The organism is Thermosynechococcus sp. JY1331 (genome assembly GCF_031583475.1).
Lineage (GTDB): Bacteria > Cyanobacteriota > Cyanobacteriia > Thermosynechococcales > Thermosynechococcaceae > Thermosynechococcus.
Genome location: NZ_CP134180.1, coordinates 998364 through 1014771 on the forward strand (window position 1 = coordinate 998364; position 16408 = coordinate 1014771).

At 54.1% G+C, this 16408-nt stretch carries 18 protein-coding genes; 11 read left to right on the top strand and 7 right to left on the bottom strand.

Annotated elements, in window-relative coordinates:
- From nadC to RHJ31_RS04735, 3 genes are all read left to right on the top strand, one after another.
- On the top strand, positions 1-858 hold the full coding sequence (nadC, locus tag RHJ31_RS04725; protein WP_302677551.1) for a carboxylating nicotinate-nucleotide diphosphorylase: 858 nt from the start codon (positions 1-3) through the stop codon (positions 856-858).
- Between the two features lie 53 nt (positions 859-911).
- Positions 912-2555 carry an iron ABC transporter permease gene (locus tag RHJ31_RS04730; protein WP_302677552.1) on the top strand — a complete coding sequence of 548 codons (1644 nt, stop codon included), beginning with the start codon at positions 912-914 and terminating at the stop codon, positions 2553-2555.
- A gap of 72 nt (positions 2556-2627) precedes the next feature.
- Positions 2628-3209 carry a DUF1997 domain-containing protein gene (locus RHJ31_RS04735; protein WP_206200212.1) on the top strand — a complete coding sequence of 194 codons (582 nt, stop codon included), beginning with the start codon at positions 2628-2630 and terminating at the stop codon, positions 3207-3209.
- 7 nt (positions 3210-3216) lie between these two features.
- Here RHJ31_RS04735 and RHJ31_RS04740 read toward each other — a convergent pair whose 3' ends face one another.
- Positions 3217-4392 (bottom strand): hypothetical protein, encoded by a 1176-nt coding sequence (locus tag RHJ31_RS04740; RefSeq protein ID WP_302677553.1) that lies wholly within the window; start codon positions 4390-4392, stop codon positions 3217-3219.
- A 13-nt stretch (positions 4393-4405) separates the two neighbouring features.
- Positions 4406-4825, bottom strand: a complete 420-nt coding sequence (locus RHJ31_RS04745; protein WP_206200210.1) for a hypothetical protein — start codon at positions 4823-4825, stop codon at positions 4406-4408.
- 203 nt (positions 4826-5028) lie between these two features.
- Between RHJ31_RS04745 and RHJ31_RS04750 the strand changes: the two genes are divergently transcribed.
- A complete protein-coding gene (locus tag RHJ31_RS04750; RefSeq protein ID WP_302677554.1) occupies positions 5029-5934 on the top strand; it encodes a polyphosphate kinase 2 family protein in 906 nt (301 codons plus the stop codon).
- Between the two features lie 43 nt (positions 5935-5977).
- Here the strand turns inward: RHJ31_RS04750 and radC are convergent, their stop codons facing one another.
- Positions 5978-6727 (bottom strand): DNA repair protein RadC, encoded by a 750-nt coding sequence (gene radC, locus RHJ31_RS04755; RefSeq protein ID WP_302677555.1) that lies wholly within the window; start codon positions 6725-6727, stop codon positions 5978-5980.
- Positions 6728-7036: 309 nt separating this feature from the next.
- Here radC and RHJ31_RS04760 point away from each other — a divergent pair, with 309 nt between their 5' ends.
- From RHJ31_RS04760 to RHJ31_RS04780, 5 genes are all read left to right on the top strand, one after another.
- Positions 7037-8797, top strand: coding sequence for an iron uptake porin (locus RHJ31_RS04760; protein WP_302677556.1), 1761 nt, complete (start codon positions 7037-7039; stop codon positions 8795-8797).
- A gap of 162 nt (positions 8798-8959) precedes the next feature.
- Positions 8960-9268 carry a hypothetical protein gene (locus tag RHJ31_RS04765; protein ID WP_149819447.1) on the top strand — a complete coding sequence of 103 codons (309 nt, stop codon included), beginning with the start codon at positions 8960-8962 and terminating at the stop codon, positions 9266-9268.
- Positions 9255-9935 carry a 16S rRNA (guanine(527)-N(7))-methyltransferase RsmG gene (rsmG, locus tag RHJ31_RS04770; RefSeq protein ID WP_302677557.1) on the top strand — a complete coding sequence of 227 codons (681 nt, stop codon included), beginning with the start codon at positions 9255-9257 and terminating at the stop codon, positions 9933-9935. The genes RHJ31_RS04765 and rsmG overlap by 14 nt, the downstream gene beginning before the upstream one ends.
- Before the next feature lie 174 nt (positions 9936-10109).
- A complete protein-coding gene (locus RHJ31_RS04775) occupies positions 10110-10400 on the top strand; it encodes a DUF1816 domain-containing protein (protein WP_302677558.1) in 291 nt (96 codons plus the stop codon).
- Positions 10401-10502: 102 nt separating this feature from the next.
- Positions 10503-12788, top strand: coding sequence for a ComEC/Rec2 family competence protein (locus RHJ31_RS04780; RefSeq protein ID WP_302677559.1), 2286 nt, complete (start codon positions 10503-10505; stop codon positions 12786-12788).
- On the opposite strand, the gene RHJ31_RS04785 is transcribed toward RHJ31_RS04780, so the two are convergent.
- From RHJ31_RS04785 to RHJ31_RS04795, 3 genes are read right to left on the bottom strand one after another with little or no spacing between them, the layout of a single operon-like run.
- The gene (locus tag RHJ31_RS04785; protein ID WP_302677560.1) at positions 12785-13993 is read right to left on the bottom strand and encodes a GTPase family protein; all 1209 of its coding nucleotides are present in this window, start codon (positions 13991-13993) and stop codon (positions 12785-12787) included. The genes RHJ31_RS04780 and RHJ31_RS04785 overlap by 4 nt on opposite strands.
- Complete coding sequence (locus tag RHJ31_RS04790) at positions 13962-14243, bottom strand: DUF2973 domain-containing protein (protein WP_149819439.1); 282 nt, start codon at positions 14241-14243, stop codon at positions 13962-13964. Before RHJ31_RS04790 ends, RHJ31_RS04785 begins: the two co-directional genes overlap by 32 nt.
- Before the next feature lie 36 nt (positions 14244-14279).
- Entirely contained in the window at positions 14280-14603 is a 324-nt protein-coding gene (locus RHJ31_RS04795; protein ID WP_286625093.1) for a DUF2605 domain-containing protein, read from the bottom strand.
- Positions 14604-14787: 184 nt separating this feature from the next.
- On the opposite strand from RHJ31_RS04795, the gene RHJ31_RS04800 reads away from it, so the two are divergent.
- Positions 14788-15324, top strand: a complete 537-nt coding sequence (locus tag RHJ31_RS04800; protein ID WP_206200202.1) for a phycobiliprotein lyase — start codon at positions 14788-14790, stop codon at positions 15322-15324.
- A complete protein-coding gene (locus RHJ31_RS04805) occupies positions 15324-15677 on the top strand; it encodes a VOC family protein (protein WP_302677561.1) in 354 nt (117 codons plus the stop codon). Before RHJ31_RS04800 ends, RHJ31_RS04805 begins: the two co-directional genes overlap by 1 nt.
- Here RHJ31_RS04805 and sfsA read toward each other — a convergent pair.
- Entirely contained in the window at positions 15674-16399 is a 726-nt protein-coding gene (gene sfsA / locus RHJ31_RS04810) for a DNA/RNA nuclease SfsA (RefSeq protein ID WP_302677562.1), read from the bottom strand. The genes RHJ31_RS04805 and sfsA overlap by 4 nt on opposite strands.
- Positions 16400-16408: the final 9 nt, after the last annotated feature.

Below are 16408 nucleotides of genomic sequence, written 5' to 3' on the forward strand. Positions count from 1 at the left end.
GTGGTGTCTGCCTATTTGCCCCCTTGGTGTGTTTTAGATCCCCTCTTGGATCAATGGTTACAGGAGGACATCGGGCGGGGCGATCGCACCACCCAAGCCCTGCATCTCCAAGATCGCCAAGGAAAAGCCCATATTCGTCTCAAAAGTCAGGGAGTGATTGCCGGTCTGCCCATTGTGGAGCGGGTGTTCCAACGCCTGACAGCAGCAGTAGTGTTTACTTACGAGCAGGCCGAGGGCACCCTTTGTGAGGCGCCGACAATTGTTGCTCGCATTGAAGCTCCCCTAGAAACCTTACTCCTAGGTGAACGGCTGGCTCTCAATTGCCTGATGCGCCTCAGTGGCATTGCCACCCTCACCCGTACCTACGCCCAGCAAATTGCTGACTTGCCAACGCAACTCGTCGATACCCGCAAAACAACGCCCGGACTGCGCCTGTTAGAAAAATATGCAGTGGCGGTGGGGGGCGGTGTCAACCATCGCTTTGGCCTTGACGATGCAATTATGATTAAAGATAACCACATTGTGGCAGCGGGGGGCATCACGGCTGCGGTTGAACAAGTCCGCCAATCCAGTCCCTTTCCCTTGGCCATTGAGGTGGAAACTGAGAGCCTAGAGCAGGTGCGCGAAGCCCTCTCCTTGGGGGTAGAGGTGATCATGCTTGACAATATGCCGATTCCAGAGATGACCCAAGCCGTGGCGATGATCCGCACCGCAGCCCCCCACACTAAAATTGAGGCCTCTGGCAATATCACCCTAGAAACCTTGCGAGCAGTGGCCTTGACAGGGGTGGACTACATTTCTACGAGTGCGATAATCACGCGATCCCCTTGGCTAGACTTTAGTTTGACCATTCTTTGAGTCCTCTCTACCTCTTGCCCACAACGTCAGTACCTATTTTGGGAGGTTGCCCGATGTTGAAATCCATGAGAATGCCGCAGTTGGTGCAGCTCAAACCTTGGGAGTTAGTGGTGTCACTGATTGCAGTGGTCATTGCGATACCGATTTTGGTCATTCTCAGTCAACTCTTTGTGAATACGGGTGACACTTGGCATCATTTGGCCACAACCGTTTTACCCGACTATTTACTCAACTCCCTCTGGCTAATGTTGGGGGTGGGAGCAGGGGTGATTGTCATTGGTGTCAGTACTGCTTGGCTGGTCACCAACTGTCAGTTTTGGGGGGTGCGCTGGTGGCAATGGCTACTGTTAACCCCCTTGGCAGCACCCGCCTATGTTTTGGCCTATACCTATACGGAGTTTTTTGCCTTTGAAGGTTCGATTCAGGCATGGCTACGGGAACTAACGGGCTGGGGCTACGGTGACTACTGGTTTCCCAATATCCGCTCCCTTGGCGGGGCGATCGCCATGCTCACCCTCGTTCTCTATCCCTATGTCTTTCTCTTGGCGCGGGTAGCCTTTTTGGAGCAGGCCACCTGTAGCTTAGAGGCCAGTCGTTCCCTTGGCTGTGGGCCTTGGCGCAGTTTTTGGACGGTGGCGTTGCCCCTTGCTCGGCCAGCCATTGCTGCCGGCACCAGCCTAGCGCTCATGGAAACCCTGAATGATTTTGGTACTGTGCAGTACTTTGGCGTGGATACCTTTACCACAGGCATCTATCGCACATGGTTTGGCATGGGCAATCGCGTGGCCTCAGCTCAGTTGGCAGCTGTTTTGGTGGTGATTGTTTTTGCCCTGCTGCTCGTGGAGAAATGGTCTCGGGGCAAGGCACGCTATTACAATCGCGGGAGCGATCGCCCCATTCCCTACGTGCTCAAAGGCTGGCGAGCGGCTTTGGCTTGGCTGGCCTGTGCCCTACCGGTGTTCTTTGGTCTTCTACTCCCCGGCGGGTTGCTCCTCTACTTGGCCATCAGCTACCAACAACTGCACCTCAGCCGTGAATTTTTAGAACACGCCAGCCACAGCTTGATTTTGGCCACCCTCTCTGCGGTTTTGGCGGTGGGCATTGCCCTGCTCTTGGCCTATGGGCATCGCTTGCTGCCAACGGTTTGGGTGCGTTGGGGAACACAGATTGCGGCGATGGGCTATGCCATTCCCGGTACGGTGATTGCGGTGGGGATTCTCATGCCCTTGGGGTGGCTAGATAACATCATTAATGATGTCACTGAGCACCTGTGGGGGGTGGAAGTGGGCTTGATTCTCAGTGGCACAATCACAGCCCTGATCTATGCCTACTTGGTACGCTTTTTGGCGGTTTCCTTGGGCAGTGTGGAGGCCAGCCTAGTGAAGATTCGTCCGTCCTTGGATGAGGTGGCGCGGACATTGGGGCGATCGCCCTGGAATATTCTGCGCACGGTCCACTTGCCGCTGATGGTGCCCGGCCTTTTTACCGCTGCCCTGATGGTCTTTGTCGATGTGATGAAGGAATTGCCTGCAACATTGGTGATTCGCCCCTTTAACTTTGATACCCTAGCCATACAGGTTTACCGCTTTGCCTCTGATGAGCGACTTCCCGAAGCCGCCTTAAGTGCTTTGGCCTTGGTGGTCGTCGGTCTCATTCCGGTCATTTGGCTGGGACGGCAAACCCGCTGGGCAGATTAGGGAGTTCGGTTTACCGTTTACCAATCTTCTTAATAATTCGTTACATTAGAAACAACGTTCGCTAGGTGTGCTATGTACTTAGAATTTAAGGCCAGCCAATCTGTGCGCCTCAGTATTGCAACGCCCACGGCCCTTCTGCAGCACTACCTGCGCCAACCCCAGCGGCTGGTGTATGCCCTGACTGACCCAACACGGGTGGAATTTTTGGGTAGCGATCGCTTTCGCCTCAAGATGCGTCCCCTTAACTTTCTCATGGTCAGCTTGCAGCCCACGGTGGATCTGGCTGTCCATGCTAATAGCGATGGCTCTTTACAATTGCGCTCCCTCGGCTGTGAAATTCGCGGCGTGGACTACATTAATCGCCGCTTTCACCTTGCGCTCCAAGGCTATTTGTCTCCCCAAGCAACGGCAAACGGCACGGATTTGATTGGTCTAGCTGACTTGCAGGTGGGCGTGGATATTCCGCCGCCACTCGATCTCACACCGCGCCCGATTCTCGAAGCCACCGGCAATGGCTTACTCAAGAGCGTTCTGTTAACGATTAAACAACGCCTCAGTCAACACCTTGTCGCCGATTATCAACGCTGGCTCACGGAAGTGGAAACCAATGGCAGTGGCGATTGGCTCACGCCTGTCCCTGTCAGTTCCAGCTAAAATTTCCCTACAAATAGACCTGCTTGGTGCTGAGTAATTGCCCAAGGCCAAAGAGTCCCCGCTGGCAACCCCTTGCAGCAGCACCAATGGCCAAGGCATCCAAGCGCTCTAGTTGGGGGGGACGATTGACAAAAACAAGGGGAGTTTGCACCTGCTGATAAAAGGCACGGCAGTCTTCGTAGCTGCTGGCAATAATCCCACTGGCGGCGCTGCCATACTGGTGAATCCAATGCACTGCGGCGGTGAGATCCTCTTCGTAGTGCCACGCCAAGCGTTGATCCAGATAGGGGAGCGGCCACTCACTGGCGTCCACGAGGGGAATTTCAGGATAGTTGCGGTGTAAGTGCTCATCCACCCCCTGCTTGTAGCCCGCTTGGGTGAGTTCATTGATCACAAATGCCAGATGGGAGGGATTGACATTACCGAGCACAATGACCTTTTCAATGGCAAGGGCGCGATCGGGATTGGCTTGGTGGCTGTGCTGAATACAGTTGAGGACACTCTCTGGCGACACCGAACCATCCCAAACCAGATAGGTATTCCCAAGGGAAAGAGAGACCAAGGGACAGCGAGCAGCAGCGCGTTGCTCGGCCACAAAGCGGGAGCGGCCATAGACAAGAGCGAGATCAACAGCGACGGGATCCGCAAGCCAACTGGTTGGACTCAGGGAGAGGGTTTGAATGGTGGCTTTGGGCAGACTGGTTTTACTGAGGGCGGCCTCGATGAGACTGGCGATCGCCCCAGCAGTATAGCGGCTACTTTCACCACTCCAGAGCACAAGGGCATTTCCCGTTTTGAGGGCCATGCCCGCCAGCATCAAACTTAAAGTGGGTAGCCCTTCATAGACCAAGGCCACGACCCCCAAGGGAACGGCGTACTGAAACCGCTCGGGTCGCGTTGGCAACGGCTGCTGCCACGGATCTGGCGCGTGGTAAAGGTGCTCTAACCACTGCCGAATGCGGTGGAGGCGCTCATGGGTCAGCCGCAGCCAGCCAAGAACAATCTGGGACACTGCTAAATCGCGGCTAGATTCAAGATCGAGCGTATTTTGCTCCAACAGGAGGGGTTCTGCTGTTGCCAACTCCTCAATCAATCGCCGAAGAGCGTCCTGACGGAGGGCATAGCTGGCTTGGCTGAGGTGTGTACTGGCGACCCGCGCCCCCCTTAGCGGCTCAGGCAACATGGCCGCAGCGCATTCAACGACGGGAGAGGGCAATCCAGACTAGAAATGCCGGTGTCAGTGCAATCAGCAGGGAGGCAATAATCCATAGCAGCCCTTCAGGTTTTAAGGACAATTGTAGAAGTAAGGGCAGCCACAGGAGAATAGGCATCAATAAAAAGAAGCTCAGGCCAATCGCAAAATACCAATAGCTTTCTGAGAAGCCCCGCTGCAACTGATTCCACTGCAATCCTGTCCAATACCATGCGCGTTTGTAGGGATAGGTGGTGGCCAACTGCTCAATCGAATAGCCATCGGGACGGACGACAAAAATTTGCTGACAGCGCCGACAGCCAAAAGCTTCCGTGAGGGCGATCGGCATCAACTCCCCTTGGCGACGACAGGGACAGGGGTAACTTGCATCGAGATCCAGTTTGTGAGGTTTAATCGGAGCCACGGTGGCTGTCCAAAACGCAAACGACAGAAAATGATTCGATGGCGGGCGATCGCTCGCCTACTGATACAGCATACAAAGAGAATTCTGTTTTGCCTGTGACTTATACAATTTGTTAAAGATAGCCGCGAAAGGGGGATATTTTGATTTTTCTGCAATGAGAGAATGTAGGCTAGGATACAGTTCTGCCGCAACCCCTCCTGATCATGATTCCCCAAGATTTTCTCGACCAAATTAACCCCGATCGCTACATTGTTCCCGTGGGGGGGAAATTTCACTGGCAGGACTATGATCCTGCGGATACCGCTGGCCTCAAAAGCAAAGTCGAAGCCCAAGAACTCCTTGCCGCTGGCATTAAGAAGCTAGCCGCTTACCAAGATGTTCTCTATGCCCAGAATATCTATGCGCTGCTGATTATTTTCCAAGCGATGGATGCAGCGGGCAAAGACAGCACGATCAAACACGTCATGAGTGGCATTAACCCCCAAGGCTGTCAGGTGTATAGCTTTAAGGCACCGAGTGCCGAGGAGTTGGATCATGACTTTTTGTGGCGCGCCAACCGCGCATTGCCAGAGCGAGGCTGTATTGGTATTTTTAATCGCTCCTATTACGAAGAAGTTCTTGTGGTGCGGGTGCACCCAGAGTTGCTGAACCGTCAACAACTTCCCCCCGAAACCAAGACCAAGCACATCTGGAAAGAGCGCTTTGAGGACATTAATCACTACGAACGTTACTTAACCCGCAATGGTATTCTCATCCTCAAGTTTTTCCTGAATATCTCCAAAGCAGAGCAGAAAAAACGCTTTTTGGAGCGCATTCATCGCCCGGAAAAAAACTGGAAATTTTCCATTGATGACGTGCGCGATCGCGCCCACTGGGATGACTATCGAGACGCCTATGCCGATGTCTTTCGCCACACCAGTACCGAATGGGCACCGTGGCACATTATTCCCGCCAATCGCAAGTGGTTTGCCCGCCTCATGGTGGCTCACTTCATTTATCAAAAGTTGGCGAGTTTGAACCTGCACTACCCAATTGTTAGTGAAGCCCACAAAGAGCAGTTACTGGAAGCCAAGGCATTACTGGAAAACGAACCTGACGACGAGGAATAACGGCTGCCACTGCCTCCCGAAATCGAGGAGCTTGGGAACATCCTTAGGCAGCTCCATCCCCTTGGGGAACCTCTTGCCATAGGGAGGTTGTTTCCCGCAGACTTTGGTAATCGCCATTGCCGAGAATTAAGTGGTCAAGCACCGGAATGCCCATAATTTGTCCCGCTTGCAGAATTTGTTTTGTCAAATCCAGATCCGCTTGACTGGGGGCTAAACTTCCTGAGGGATGGTTGTGGGCAATGATCAGGCGGCTCGCATTGCGACGCACCGCTTCACGGAAAACTTCGCGGGGATGGACAAGGGTTTCTGTGGCGGTTCCCACCGTAATCACATGAGACCCCAATAGGCGATGGCGCACATCCAACAAGAGAACGGCAAAGCGTTCCGTCGGTTGCCACATGAGATCAGTACTGAGGACAGCAGCGGCAAGGGCAGGATTGTCAATGATCGTTTGCTCCCCCGGTCGCGACTGAAAGACCCGCTTCCCCAGTTCCACAGCCGCCAGAATGGTCGTGGCTTTGGCGGGGCCAACACCAGGGATGGCCATCAATTCCTCTGGGGTAATGTCGCGTAAAAGGCTCACGGCATCGGTACTGTTACCACTGCGCTCCCCCAACTGTTTGAGGATAAATTGTCCTAAGCCCACGGCTGAGAGTTTGCCCGCCCCTTGACCAGTCCCCAGTAAAATCGCCAACAGTTCTGCGGAACTGAGATAGCGGGCACCTTGGCTGAGTAGCTTTTCACGGGGGCGATCGCCGACGGGCAGATCAGCAACACGGAGGGAGTAGGACATGACAGCAGCGATCAAGGGAATTGCTAAAAAGCATATCAAGATTTGCTTGTGGCAGCGTTGGGACTGGTTTAGAGAAATTTGCAAGAAGTAGTTGACTTTTATTTGCAAATAGTTCAAGCTAAAGAAGGTAAAGAAACCGTTTTCCTCTGTTCAGCCTCAATGAACGTATTGCGAATCTACTCCTAACTTTTCCTAGGGGGCAGGTAAGAGTTGCCTGTTCAGAAGTGGTGGGGGCGATCGCCCGATTGCCCTTGAATATCCTATAAATCGAGGCTTGCAGATACTTTGATCATGATTGAGGAGTGAATAATGGCGAGATCGATCGCGGTCTGGCTGGGGCTAGCTTTGGCTCCTGCTTGGGGAATGTCAGCGGCATTAGCTGCGAATCAGTTGCAAGACACACCCCATACGAGTGATGTGAGTGCTTCTAGATTTCTTGATGATGACTTGCAACAAGTGACTCATTCAGTAAAATCACCCTTGCAAGTGGCACAAGTGCCAGCAGTGGCGGACTTAGAGGCTCAAGCTCCCCGACTCCCTGCCCCCGCGCCGTCTTTGGGAATGCAACGGACAATGCCGCAAGTAACCTCAGTGAATCAACTCTCGGATGTGCGCCCCACGGACTGGGCCTATCAAGCCTTGGCCTCACTGGTGGAGAAATATGGCTGTATTGCCGGTTATCCCGATGGCACCTTTCGCGGCAACCGTGCCGCCACACGCTTTGAGATGGCTGCAGCCTTGAATGCCTGCCTCGATGTAATTAGCGATCGCTTTGCCAGCAAGGAAGATCTGGCTACACTTCAGCGGCTGGCGCAGGAGTTTAGTAGCGAATTAGCCGTGATCAAGGGACGGGTGACGAATCTGGAAGGCCGCGTTGCTAACCTTGAAGCGACTCGATTTGCCACCACTACTAAACTACGCGCTTCAGTCATCTTCAATGTGTCCGATGTTCTCACGGGCACCCGAGCCGTTGCCGCTAACGCCTCTCCCAATCGCGGTCCCACTATCGAAGACAATCCCGTTGCTACTTACCGCGCTCGGCTGAACTTTGACACCAGCTTCTATGGCAAGGATGTCCTGCGGGTGCGCATTCAGGAGGCCAATATGCCTAACTACGGAACTGTTACCGGTACCAACATGGCGCGTCTTGGCTACGATACCAACACCAATGGGCAATTCCGAATCGACGACCTCTACTATCGCACCCCTCTGACCAAACGCCTGTTCCTTGCCTTTGACGCCGCAGCAGGAAACTTCGATAAGAATGTCTTCACCTTTAACCCCCTCTTGCAGTCTGCTGAAACGGGAGCCATCAGCCGTTTCGGTCGCTTTAACCCCCTCTATCGCTTCGGTGGCGGCGCTGGCTTAACACTGCGCTATACCCTCCTTGAAAATAAAGAGCGGGGCACTGGCCTAACCCTAAATCTGAGCTATCAGGCACCGAACGCAGCTAATGCAAATCGAAATACACCAAATACTAATGGTCTCTTCGGCGGTGCCTATGCCGCCTTGGCTCAACTCGACTGGCGACCTGCGAAGAACCTCGCCATGGGATTTACCTATGTGCGCTCCTTTGGTGTCGGTGTTGCTGGCGGAACAGGAAGCAGTGGGTTTAACGGCTCTGCTGCCAACCCCATTGGCATTCCCAATAATCCCAATGCAGCAGCCGATAACTTTGGCTTTCAGTTTACCTACCGCCCCATTCAAAAATTCAACATTGCAGGCTGGGTCGGCTACTCTAATGTCTATCAAGTGCAAAACTTTGCACCCCCACGGCCAGAAGCAGAAGTCTTAAACTGGGCCGCCACCTTTGCTGTACCGGACATCTGGCGCAAGGGCGATGTTCTGGGCTTGATTATCGGTCAACCCCCACAAACCATTAGCGTTCGTAATGTAGGAGGTGCACCGCCTGCAACCTTTAACTCCTACCACATCGAGGGGTTGTACCGTATTCCGATCTCGCGGAATATTTCAATTACACCTGGCCTCATTGCCGTGGTCAATTCCAACAGCAACAGTAACAACGCACCGCTGCTTCTGGGGGTTGTGCGAACGACATTTAGCTTCTAATGCCTTGCATCTTCCCTGCCCAATGGGGCAGGGTTTCACTTTAATCTTTAGGGGGTTAGGGCACTCTAAAAGGGCATCTGCTAAGGTAGGGGTACAGCCCTTTTCTGGGGCGCACAAAATAATTGCTAAGGTTGTTGAGTACTCACTTGGGAGCATTGCCCTATGTCCGAAGAACAAGTTTCGCCACCAGAGTCCCCGACTCCCGAACCTGAAACAGAAGCCGTCAGTCCAGAAGAGGTCACCGAAGCGGCAAAAGCTCTCCTTGCTGCTCTGCAACGGTTTGCAACTGCTCAACTCAAAGCCCTACCAGCAGATGTACAAAAAGCCCTTGAAACGGCGATCGCAGAGCTGAAGTCGAATGCTGATACCGTCTCTAGCCATGTCAAGGATTTTGAGGAGCGACTCAAAGCGGCGTGGGAGGTGCTAACAGCAAAGAAAGAGTTGCCCAGTGGTGGTGATGGCGAGTCCTAGTCCGTTATTGCTTGAGCCATTCCCTTGGCAGGAGACCCTCCAGTGGCAACCCACACCCCAACAGCAGGAACAGTTCCAACGCTTCTATGGGGCAATCCTCGCAGCCAACCAAGGGATCAACTTGACGCGGATTACGGCAGTCTCTGATTTCTGGGAGAAGCACCTCTGGGATTCGTTGCGGGGGATTTCGCCATGGCTTCAGCCTACTGGGGGAACACCTTGGGGAACTAAGATTCAACAGGTCATTGATATTGGCAGTGGCGGTGGTTTTCCGGGGGTACCGGTGGCGATCGCCCGCCCCGATTGGTCAGTGACGCTCCTTGAAGCAACCCAAAAGAAAGTCAAATTTTTGCACTCTCTCCCTTCAAGTGTTGGTTTGGCCAACATTCAGCCGCAATGGGGACGGGCAGAAGCCCATGAGCGCCGCTATGATTTGGCCTTGATTCGAGCCGTTGGTGATGTCGCTCGTTGTTGTGCCTATGGGTTGCCCCTATTGCGATCGGGGGGCATTCTAGTCCTGTACCGAGGCCAATGGAGCGACGAGGATACCCAGCATTTAGAGATCCTCTTGCCGCGATATCGCAGTCAACAGCTAGACATTCAGCCATTCACGACCCCCTTGAGTCATGCCCAGCGCCACTGCGTTTACCTTCAGCGTCAGGGTTGAATGAGTGATCTTGTCCTCGTGGGGACTCTTAATGTAAATAAATATGACAATTGATGGTTTGGAATTTTCGCCATACACATTTAGGGGGGGATCAGTTATACACAAATAGAGAGCAAACCAAGAGATGTATTGATTGGTTGGGGCAATTTGGTAAGTCTCGGAGGAATACTGTCAATGTTTAGCGACAATAATACAGGTTTTACAAGCTGGCTCACCGATCTCATCAATGGGATGGGTTTGGCATGGTGGGTCAAGATAGAAACGAAAACCCCCCCCTGCACCTACTACTTTGGCCCTTTTCTGACACCCATGGAGGCGGAAAAAGAGAAGGATGGCTACATTGAGGACTTGAAGGCTGAGGGCGCAGAGGGACTTGAGGTCAGTGTCGTGCGCTGCCGTCCTGAAGAGGTGACCATTGACGCCGAAAAAAAGACGCGGGTGCCCCTTAGTGTTGGCATGACATAGGTTAAAGTCTGAATTGGTTCTAAAACTTCTGTCCCTAAAGCATGGTGTCGTCTTAAAGTTTCTCCTGAAGTATCTCCACTGGACGCCAACCCCAACAAGGCTATGTTCAGCATTACCAAGGCGGATGGAATTCTCTGGGCGATCGCCTTCATTACGGGGTGTGTTTTCAGTTTCTTTCAGTGGGGCTGGCTGGGGGTCTTGGCTCTAGGCGGGATGCTTTACAGCGGGCGGCGCTGGGGCGGTAAGGTTTGGCTGCGCCTGCCTTCGAGTCAAAGTTTTGCGATCGCCACCGGGGTTGCCCTTTTAGCGATGGCCTATGTGTGGTTGCGCACGCCCCAGCCGGGGGTGAATGACATCAGCAGTTTAGTGCCGCGTCTTGAAGCGTTGAATCTACCGTCAACGGTGCTCGTCGAGGGGCGTGTTGAAACGAGACCACTGCCTAATCGCGCTGGGCGACGACGCTTTTTCCTAGGGGTGGAGCGTTATCAAAATCTCAGTCCAGTACCGGCCCAAAGTGGGGTGCTGCAAGGGAGAGCCAGTGGCCGCCTCTATGTGACACTGCCAGCAGAGGCAGGGGCAAAGCTACATCCCAGCCAACGGATCCAGATTTCGGGGCGGCTCTATCTACCTCGTGGGGGGGGCAGTGAGTTTTTTCGTGCCTTTAACTTTCGGCGGCAGCTTCAGTTACAGCACATCTTTGCCGGCTTAGCAGGCAACAAGGTCACCATTTTGGATCAGGGATCACCCTGGGGGTTGTGGGCACTGCGGCAGCGAATTGTCCAAGTTCATGCCCAAGGGTTGGGCGATCGCTATGGTACTGTGGTCTCGGCAATGGTGCTGGGGAACCGCGCGGTGGCCATTCCCTTTGAGGTGCGCGACAGCTTTCGGCGCGTGGGGCTATCCCATGCTCTGGCGCCCTCGGGGTTTCATACGGCGATTTTGTTGGCAGTTGTCTTGGCGGTGGCGCGTTTCCTGCCGCAGCAGTGGCGCTATGGTTTGGGGGCTGGGGTCTTGGTGCTCTTTGCCTGTTTGAGTGGGTTTGCCCCCTCAGCAATTCGCGCTGTGTTAATGGGCTTGGCGGGGTTAGTGGCTTTGGTGAATGGCCAAAAGGGGCAACCCCTCGTGATCCTGCTGGCGATCGCCACTGCCATGCTGATCTACAATCCCCTGTGGATTGAGGACATTGGCTTTCAGTTAAGTTTTCTGGCCACATTGGGTCTCATTGTCAGTGCTCAACCGATTAGCGATCGCCTCGATTGGTTGCCAACACCCCTACGCAACCTTGTCGCGGTACCCCTCGCGGCCACCCTTTGGGTACTGCCCCTCTCTTTGGGAATCTTTGGCATTTTTCCCGTGTATAGTCTGCTGGCCAATGTCCTTGCCAATCTGCCCCTTGTCCTCTTGACGGTTGGCGGCTTCATCAGTGCGATGGCCGGCCTCCTCGTTCCGCCTGTGGGATCGGCGCTTGCTTGGCTCCTCTACTATCCCGCGGCCTTCCTCCTGTGGCTGATTCAAACCATCGGTCAGTGGCCGGGCGCCACGATTGCCCTTGGGAGTCTGGGTTGGCTGCAAGTTGTTGTTCTCTATGGCCTGATTGTCCTTGTGTGGCTAAGTCCTCGCTGGCGGCGCCGTTGGTTTTTACTCTTTACCTTTGGCGTCACCCTTGTCCTAGTGCCCTTTATTCTGCGCCAAAACACCCTCTTTCAAGCTACGGTTCTGGCCAATACACAGGTGCCGACACTGGTGATTCAGCAACCAGCGGGGACAGTGGTGATCAATGGGGGGGATTCCCAAGGGCTAACGGCTTTCTTAGCTCAAGAGGGCATTAACCGCATTGATTGGGCGGTGGCCAGCGATCGCCAGTACCGTCAACAACAGGGCTGGCGCGAGATTCATGGGATCACCCCAATTCGCCAGTTTACGGATGTGCCAACGGCCAAGAGTGATCCTGCCTACCGGGAAATGTTGACCACCCTCAAGGTGCCCCATCAATCGCTTCCCCTGCGGCAACCCGTTCAACTGGGTCAGGTGAAAATTACTGTCCTGCGGGCGGATCCGGCTATCTTGACCTTGGAGATGGGCAACAGTCAGTGGCTCTTTGTCAGTGATCCCAGTCGCGATGCCGCTCAAACGGATTGGCTGGCCGTGACGCCCGTGGAGCCACCGCAGGTTCTCTGGTGGTGGGGGCGAAAATTAACGCCACGCCTCTTTGAGATTGTCAAGCCGCGCAGTGTCATTCTTAGTCGCAACGCCCTTGATCCCGCGATCGCCCGCTATCTAAAGGAGAAAGAAATTCCCTATTTTGTGGTCGGAGAAGCCGGGGAAGTGCGCTGGCAGGCCGATGGCTCCCTGAAGGCCAATGCCCCTCAAAACGATGGCTTGATTTAGGACTCGCTTTGGCGCAAGCGTAAATGTGCGGTTGCCAATGTTTCTTGGAGTACCTGCTGAATGCGCTGCGGATCGGGAGTTTTGCCCCCCATCACGTCGCCAAAATAGACACAGGCGGCTTCCCCCAAGGCCCAAGTATAGGCCGCCGCCCAAGAGGCAGAGAGCACCGATCCCAAACCTGGAATAAATTTAATCAACTGTTGCCCCACCAACCGCGCCACAAATCCGCCACCAATTGTGGTTAAGATGCCCGCGGCTTGGGAAGGCGAAAGGGTCTGACCGTACAATTGCCCCAGCAGCACCACCATCACCACCTGCACCCCCACAAGGACTGGCATCGTGGCAAAGGGCAAAGGCACTGCCGCCAAGGTTCCTGCCATCACTGCAAAGGGGGCAATGTAGCGCCGCCCCACCTGACGATAGAGGGGAGCTAGTTGATCACTGAGATGGGATTGGGCGATCAGCTCGCGGAGCAGTTGGGCTTCTGCTTTGGGCAGCACTGCCTCTAGGGTTGTAGCAAGGGCCTCAAAGCCATAAAAAACAGGGGTGTAGCCGTCTTCTGCCAACGTAAAGTCAAGGGGAATGACGCGATCGCTAATGTCAGCAAAGCGTTCCTTCAGGCCGGCGATCGCCAAGTTAACCTCAGGAGTGTCTGGCGGGTAGGGGGGATGGTTTTCTTGCTGGGGAGGATACAACTCGTGCAGACAGGTAATCGCCAGAATAAAGGGAATCTCTGGATGAGCCTTCTTCAGTGCCTTTGCCACTTGGTGCAGGCGATCGCCCGCAAAATCCGTTACCTTGACCGTCAAAATAATCACTCGTGCCCGTTGACTTTGCTGCAACAGGTGATCCAATTCCGCCACCACCTCAGCCGTTTGCGCTGGCGTTTCCCCCAAGCCCACTGTATCCGTGAAGGTGAGCAGTGGCAGTTCAGCTGTGGGATAGTCATAGCGCTGTGTTTGCCGCGTATGGGGACGAAACCCCGCCCCGACAATACTGGCATCGGCACCCGTCATTGCCCGCACAATCGAACTTTTCCCCGATTGAGGTTTGCCAATCAGCAAGACCTCCGTCGCCGGTAACTCCTGCCGTGCCCTAGCCAAGACCTCCGCCAGCGCCGTTGCATCCACCTGAAACCAGCGACTCAGGAACTGCCCATAGGAGCCTAAGAATTTAGGCTTGGGTTTCTCCACGGGCGTCGTCACCGTAGCTGGGGGATTCGCGGTAGATCGCATCCAGTTGGGCACGGGCATCCTCCACACTGAGAGAGCGCATCACCAACAGGGGCTCATCAATCACATGGCCATCGCTATCTAACAGTTCGGGATGGGTCACCCGTGGCGGTGAAAATTGGCGTTGTGATTCAATGCCGAGGGTCAACAAACTGCGAATCAGATTAGCCATGGCCAGTAGTGCCAAGACCGTAAAGGCAACAATATAGATCAACTGCAACATGAAGAGAGCACCTCCAAGCCAAGCGCCGAGAATGGTTTAAGCGTCACAAGATTTGGATAAGCGATAGTGGTGGGCAACCTGCCAGCACTCCATCAAGAGCGTATGCCACTGCATCAGTACCTGTGTATCAACCCCCACTTGGCCGTCCGTTGCCCGAAAGAGGCTTTGGGTAGCAATCACATCGTTGAGAGCCGTCTCCACCCGTTCAAGGAGTGCCTGCTGTTCCGCCACGTTCAAGAAGGGAATCACTTCTGTCTGCAAGAGCGATCGCGATCGCGTGAACCAGTACTGAAAATCTTCGAGTAGCGGCTCCAGCAAGACCTTAAGCAGTTGAGGTTCAGGTAAATTTGAGTGCAGCATAGGGATTGATGAGGGCAACCTACTTCTATCTTAAATCTTAAACTCGTTTACATATTGTTACATTGTTAATCTTTGACTGCATCTTTCCTCGGCGCGATCGTTTGGAAGGAATCGAAGAGACGGTGTACCCTAAAAAAAGACTCAAAAATACTGATCTTGTCCCCATTACATAGTGTGCGCAGGTATGGACATCCGCGACTTTTTTGCCCAAAGTGCTGGCCGCTGGTTTTCCCAACGTACCAGTCATCACTTGGCCTTTAAGCAAACTGAGTCAGGCAAGTCTCAGTTAACCATTGAATTACTGTCTGTGGATGATCCTGCGGTCATTGCCCTGTGTCAGCAATATGACATGGATCCGGCTTGGGCAGTGTGCGGTGCACGGGTCAGTTGGGACGGCACGATGGAATGGGATACCGAAAAGCACGAAGGCTCGACGGTATTGGTGCCGATCATGGATCAGGGGTCGCGGATGGAAGGCAAGCTCCTGCGGGAAATGGGCTATGCCGAAAAAGCACCGGTTGCCGGTCGCTTCAGTATGGGCAGTGATGGTGCCCTAACACTGATTACCGAATACGAAACCATGTACTCTGAGGAGCGACTCTGGTTTGCCAGTCCCAATTTACGCCTGCGCACCAGTATTCTCAAGCGCTTCGGTGGCTTTAGCATGGCCTCCTTTTGCTCAGAAATCCGCCTAGGGGTGACGCAACCCGCCAATTCCTGATGGTCTTTCTCCACGTTGCTATTAACGTCACGGATTTGCAGCGAGCTGCGGCCTTCTATGAAGGGTTGCTAGGTCTTACCCCCGTCGATCGCCCCCTGAAATTCCCCGGCCGCTGGTATCAAATCGGTACGGTGCAAATTCATCTCATCCCAGCAGAGCAGGTGGTCGATCGCTGTCAAGATCAGCGGTGGGGACGTAACCCCCACTTTGCCCTTGGCATAACTGATTTAGCCAGTCTCGAACAACGCCTAGTGGCAGCCCAAATTCCCTTGCAGCGCAGTACCTCAGGACGAGCCGCAATCTTTGTCGCAGATCCCGATGGCAATCTGATTGAACTCAGTCAAGTGTCCTAGAGTACCAGCTTGGCCGTTCCCAAAAACTGAATGCCCGTTGGCTCAATGGCAAAACGATAGGGCAAAATTTCCACCCCTTGGTTGTAGGCGGCGCGTAAGAGTTGTCCATAGGTGGGATCGGCACTGTCTCCCGGCGCAAAGCGATCGCAATCACCGCGATTAATAAAGTAGACCATACACACACGAGTGTCTGGCTGGGTTTGCCGTAGCCATTGCAGTTCCCGCAGATGCTTTTGACCTCGCATGGTCACCGTATCAGGAAACAGGGCTAACCCCCCTTGCGCCCAAGTGGTATTTTTCACCTCAACATAGGCAGGGGGCTGTTGGGGATGATCCGCCAAGTAAAAGTCAATGCGGCTGCGCTCTTGACCATAGGCCACCTCTCGCTGCTGAGTGCCGTACCCAGCTAGTTCCGGTAGGATGCCTGCCGCCAATGCCGAAGCAATCACCCGATTCGGCAAACTCGTATTTACCCCCACCCACGTGCCATCAACGAAAATCATTTCCCACGTATAGGCCAGCTTGCGCTTGGGATCTGCATGGTAGGAGACGTGAACGGGGGCACCCACTTGGCAGATTCCTGTCATCGGCCCTGTATTCGGGCAGTGGGCTGTGATGCGATCGCCAGAGGTCAACTCAATCTCCGCAAAAAATCGCTGATAGCGCCGACAGAGAATTCCTGCTTGGAGCGGTGGATAGTGCCAACACAATGTGGGAGTCACAGGCGACCC

Bases quoted from the DNA above. Each gene is read 5' to 3' on its own strand.
- RHJ31_RS04730 (WP_302677552.1), top strand. From the start codon at position 912: ATGTTGAAATCCATGAGAATGCCGCAGTTGGTGCAGCTCAAACCTTGG.
- RHJ31_RS04735 (WP_206200212.1), top strand. From the start codon at position 2,628: ATGTACTTAGAATTTAAGGCCAGCCAATCTGTGCGCCTCAGTATTGCA.
- RHJ31_RS04740 (WP_302677553.1), bottom strand. From the start codon at position 4,392: ATGTTGCCTGAGCCGCTAAGGGGGGCGCGGGTCGCCAGTACACACCTC.
- RHJ31_RS04750 (WP_302677554.1), top strand. From the start codon at position 5,029: ATGATTCCCCAAGATTTTCTCGACCAAATTAACCCCGATCGCTACATT.
- radC (WP_302677555.1), bottom strand. From the start codon at position 6,727: ATGTCCTACTCCCTCCGTGTTGCTGATCTGCCCGTCGGCGATCGCCCC.
- RHJ31_RS04760 (WP_302677556.1), top strand. From the start codon at position 7,037: ATGGCGAGATCGATCGCGGTCTGGCTGGGGCTAGCTTTGGCTCCTGCT.
- RHJ31_RS04765 (WP_149819447.1), top strand. From the start codon at position 8,960: ATGTCCGAAGAACAAGTTTCGCCACCAGAGTCCCCGACTCCCGAACCT.
- rsmG (WP_302677557.1), top strand. From the start codon at position 9,255: ATGGCGAGTCCTAGTCCGTTATTGCTTGAGCCATTCCCTTGGCAGGAG.
- RHJ31_RS04775 (WP_302677558.1), top strand. From the start codon at position 10,110: ATGTTTAGCGACAATAATACAGGTTTTACAAGCTGGCTCACCGATCTC.
- RHJ31_RS04780 (WP_302677559.1), top strand. From the start codon at position 10,503: ATGTTCAGCATTACCAAGGCGGATGGAATTCTCTGGGCGATCGCCTTC.
- RHJ31_RS04790 (WP_149819439.1), bottom strand. From the start codon at position 14,243: ATGTTGCAGTTGATCTATATTGTTGCCTTTACGGTCTTGGCACTACTG.
- RHJ31_RS04795 (WP_286625093.1), bottom strand. From the start codon at position 14,603: ATGCTGCACTCAAATTTACCTGAACCTCAACTGCTTAAGGTCTTGCTG.
- RHJ31_RS04800 (WP_206200202.1), top strand. From the start codon at position 14,788: ATGGACATCCGCGACTTTTTTGCCCAAAGTGCTGGCCGCTGGTTTTCC.
- RHJ31_RS04805 (WP_302677561.1), top strand. From the start codon at position 15,324: ATGGTCTTTCTCCACGTTGCTATTAACGTCACGGATTTGCAGCGAGCT.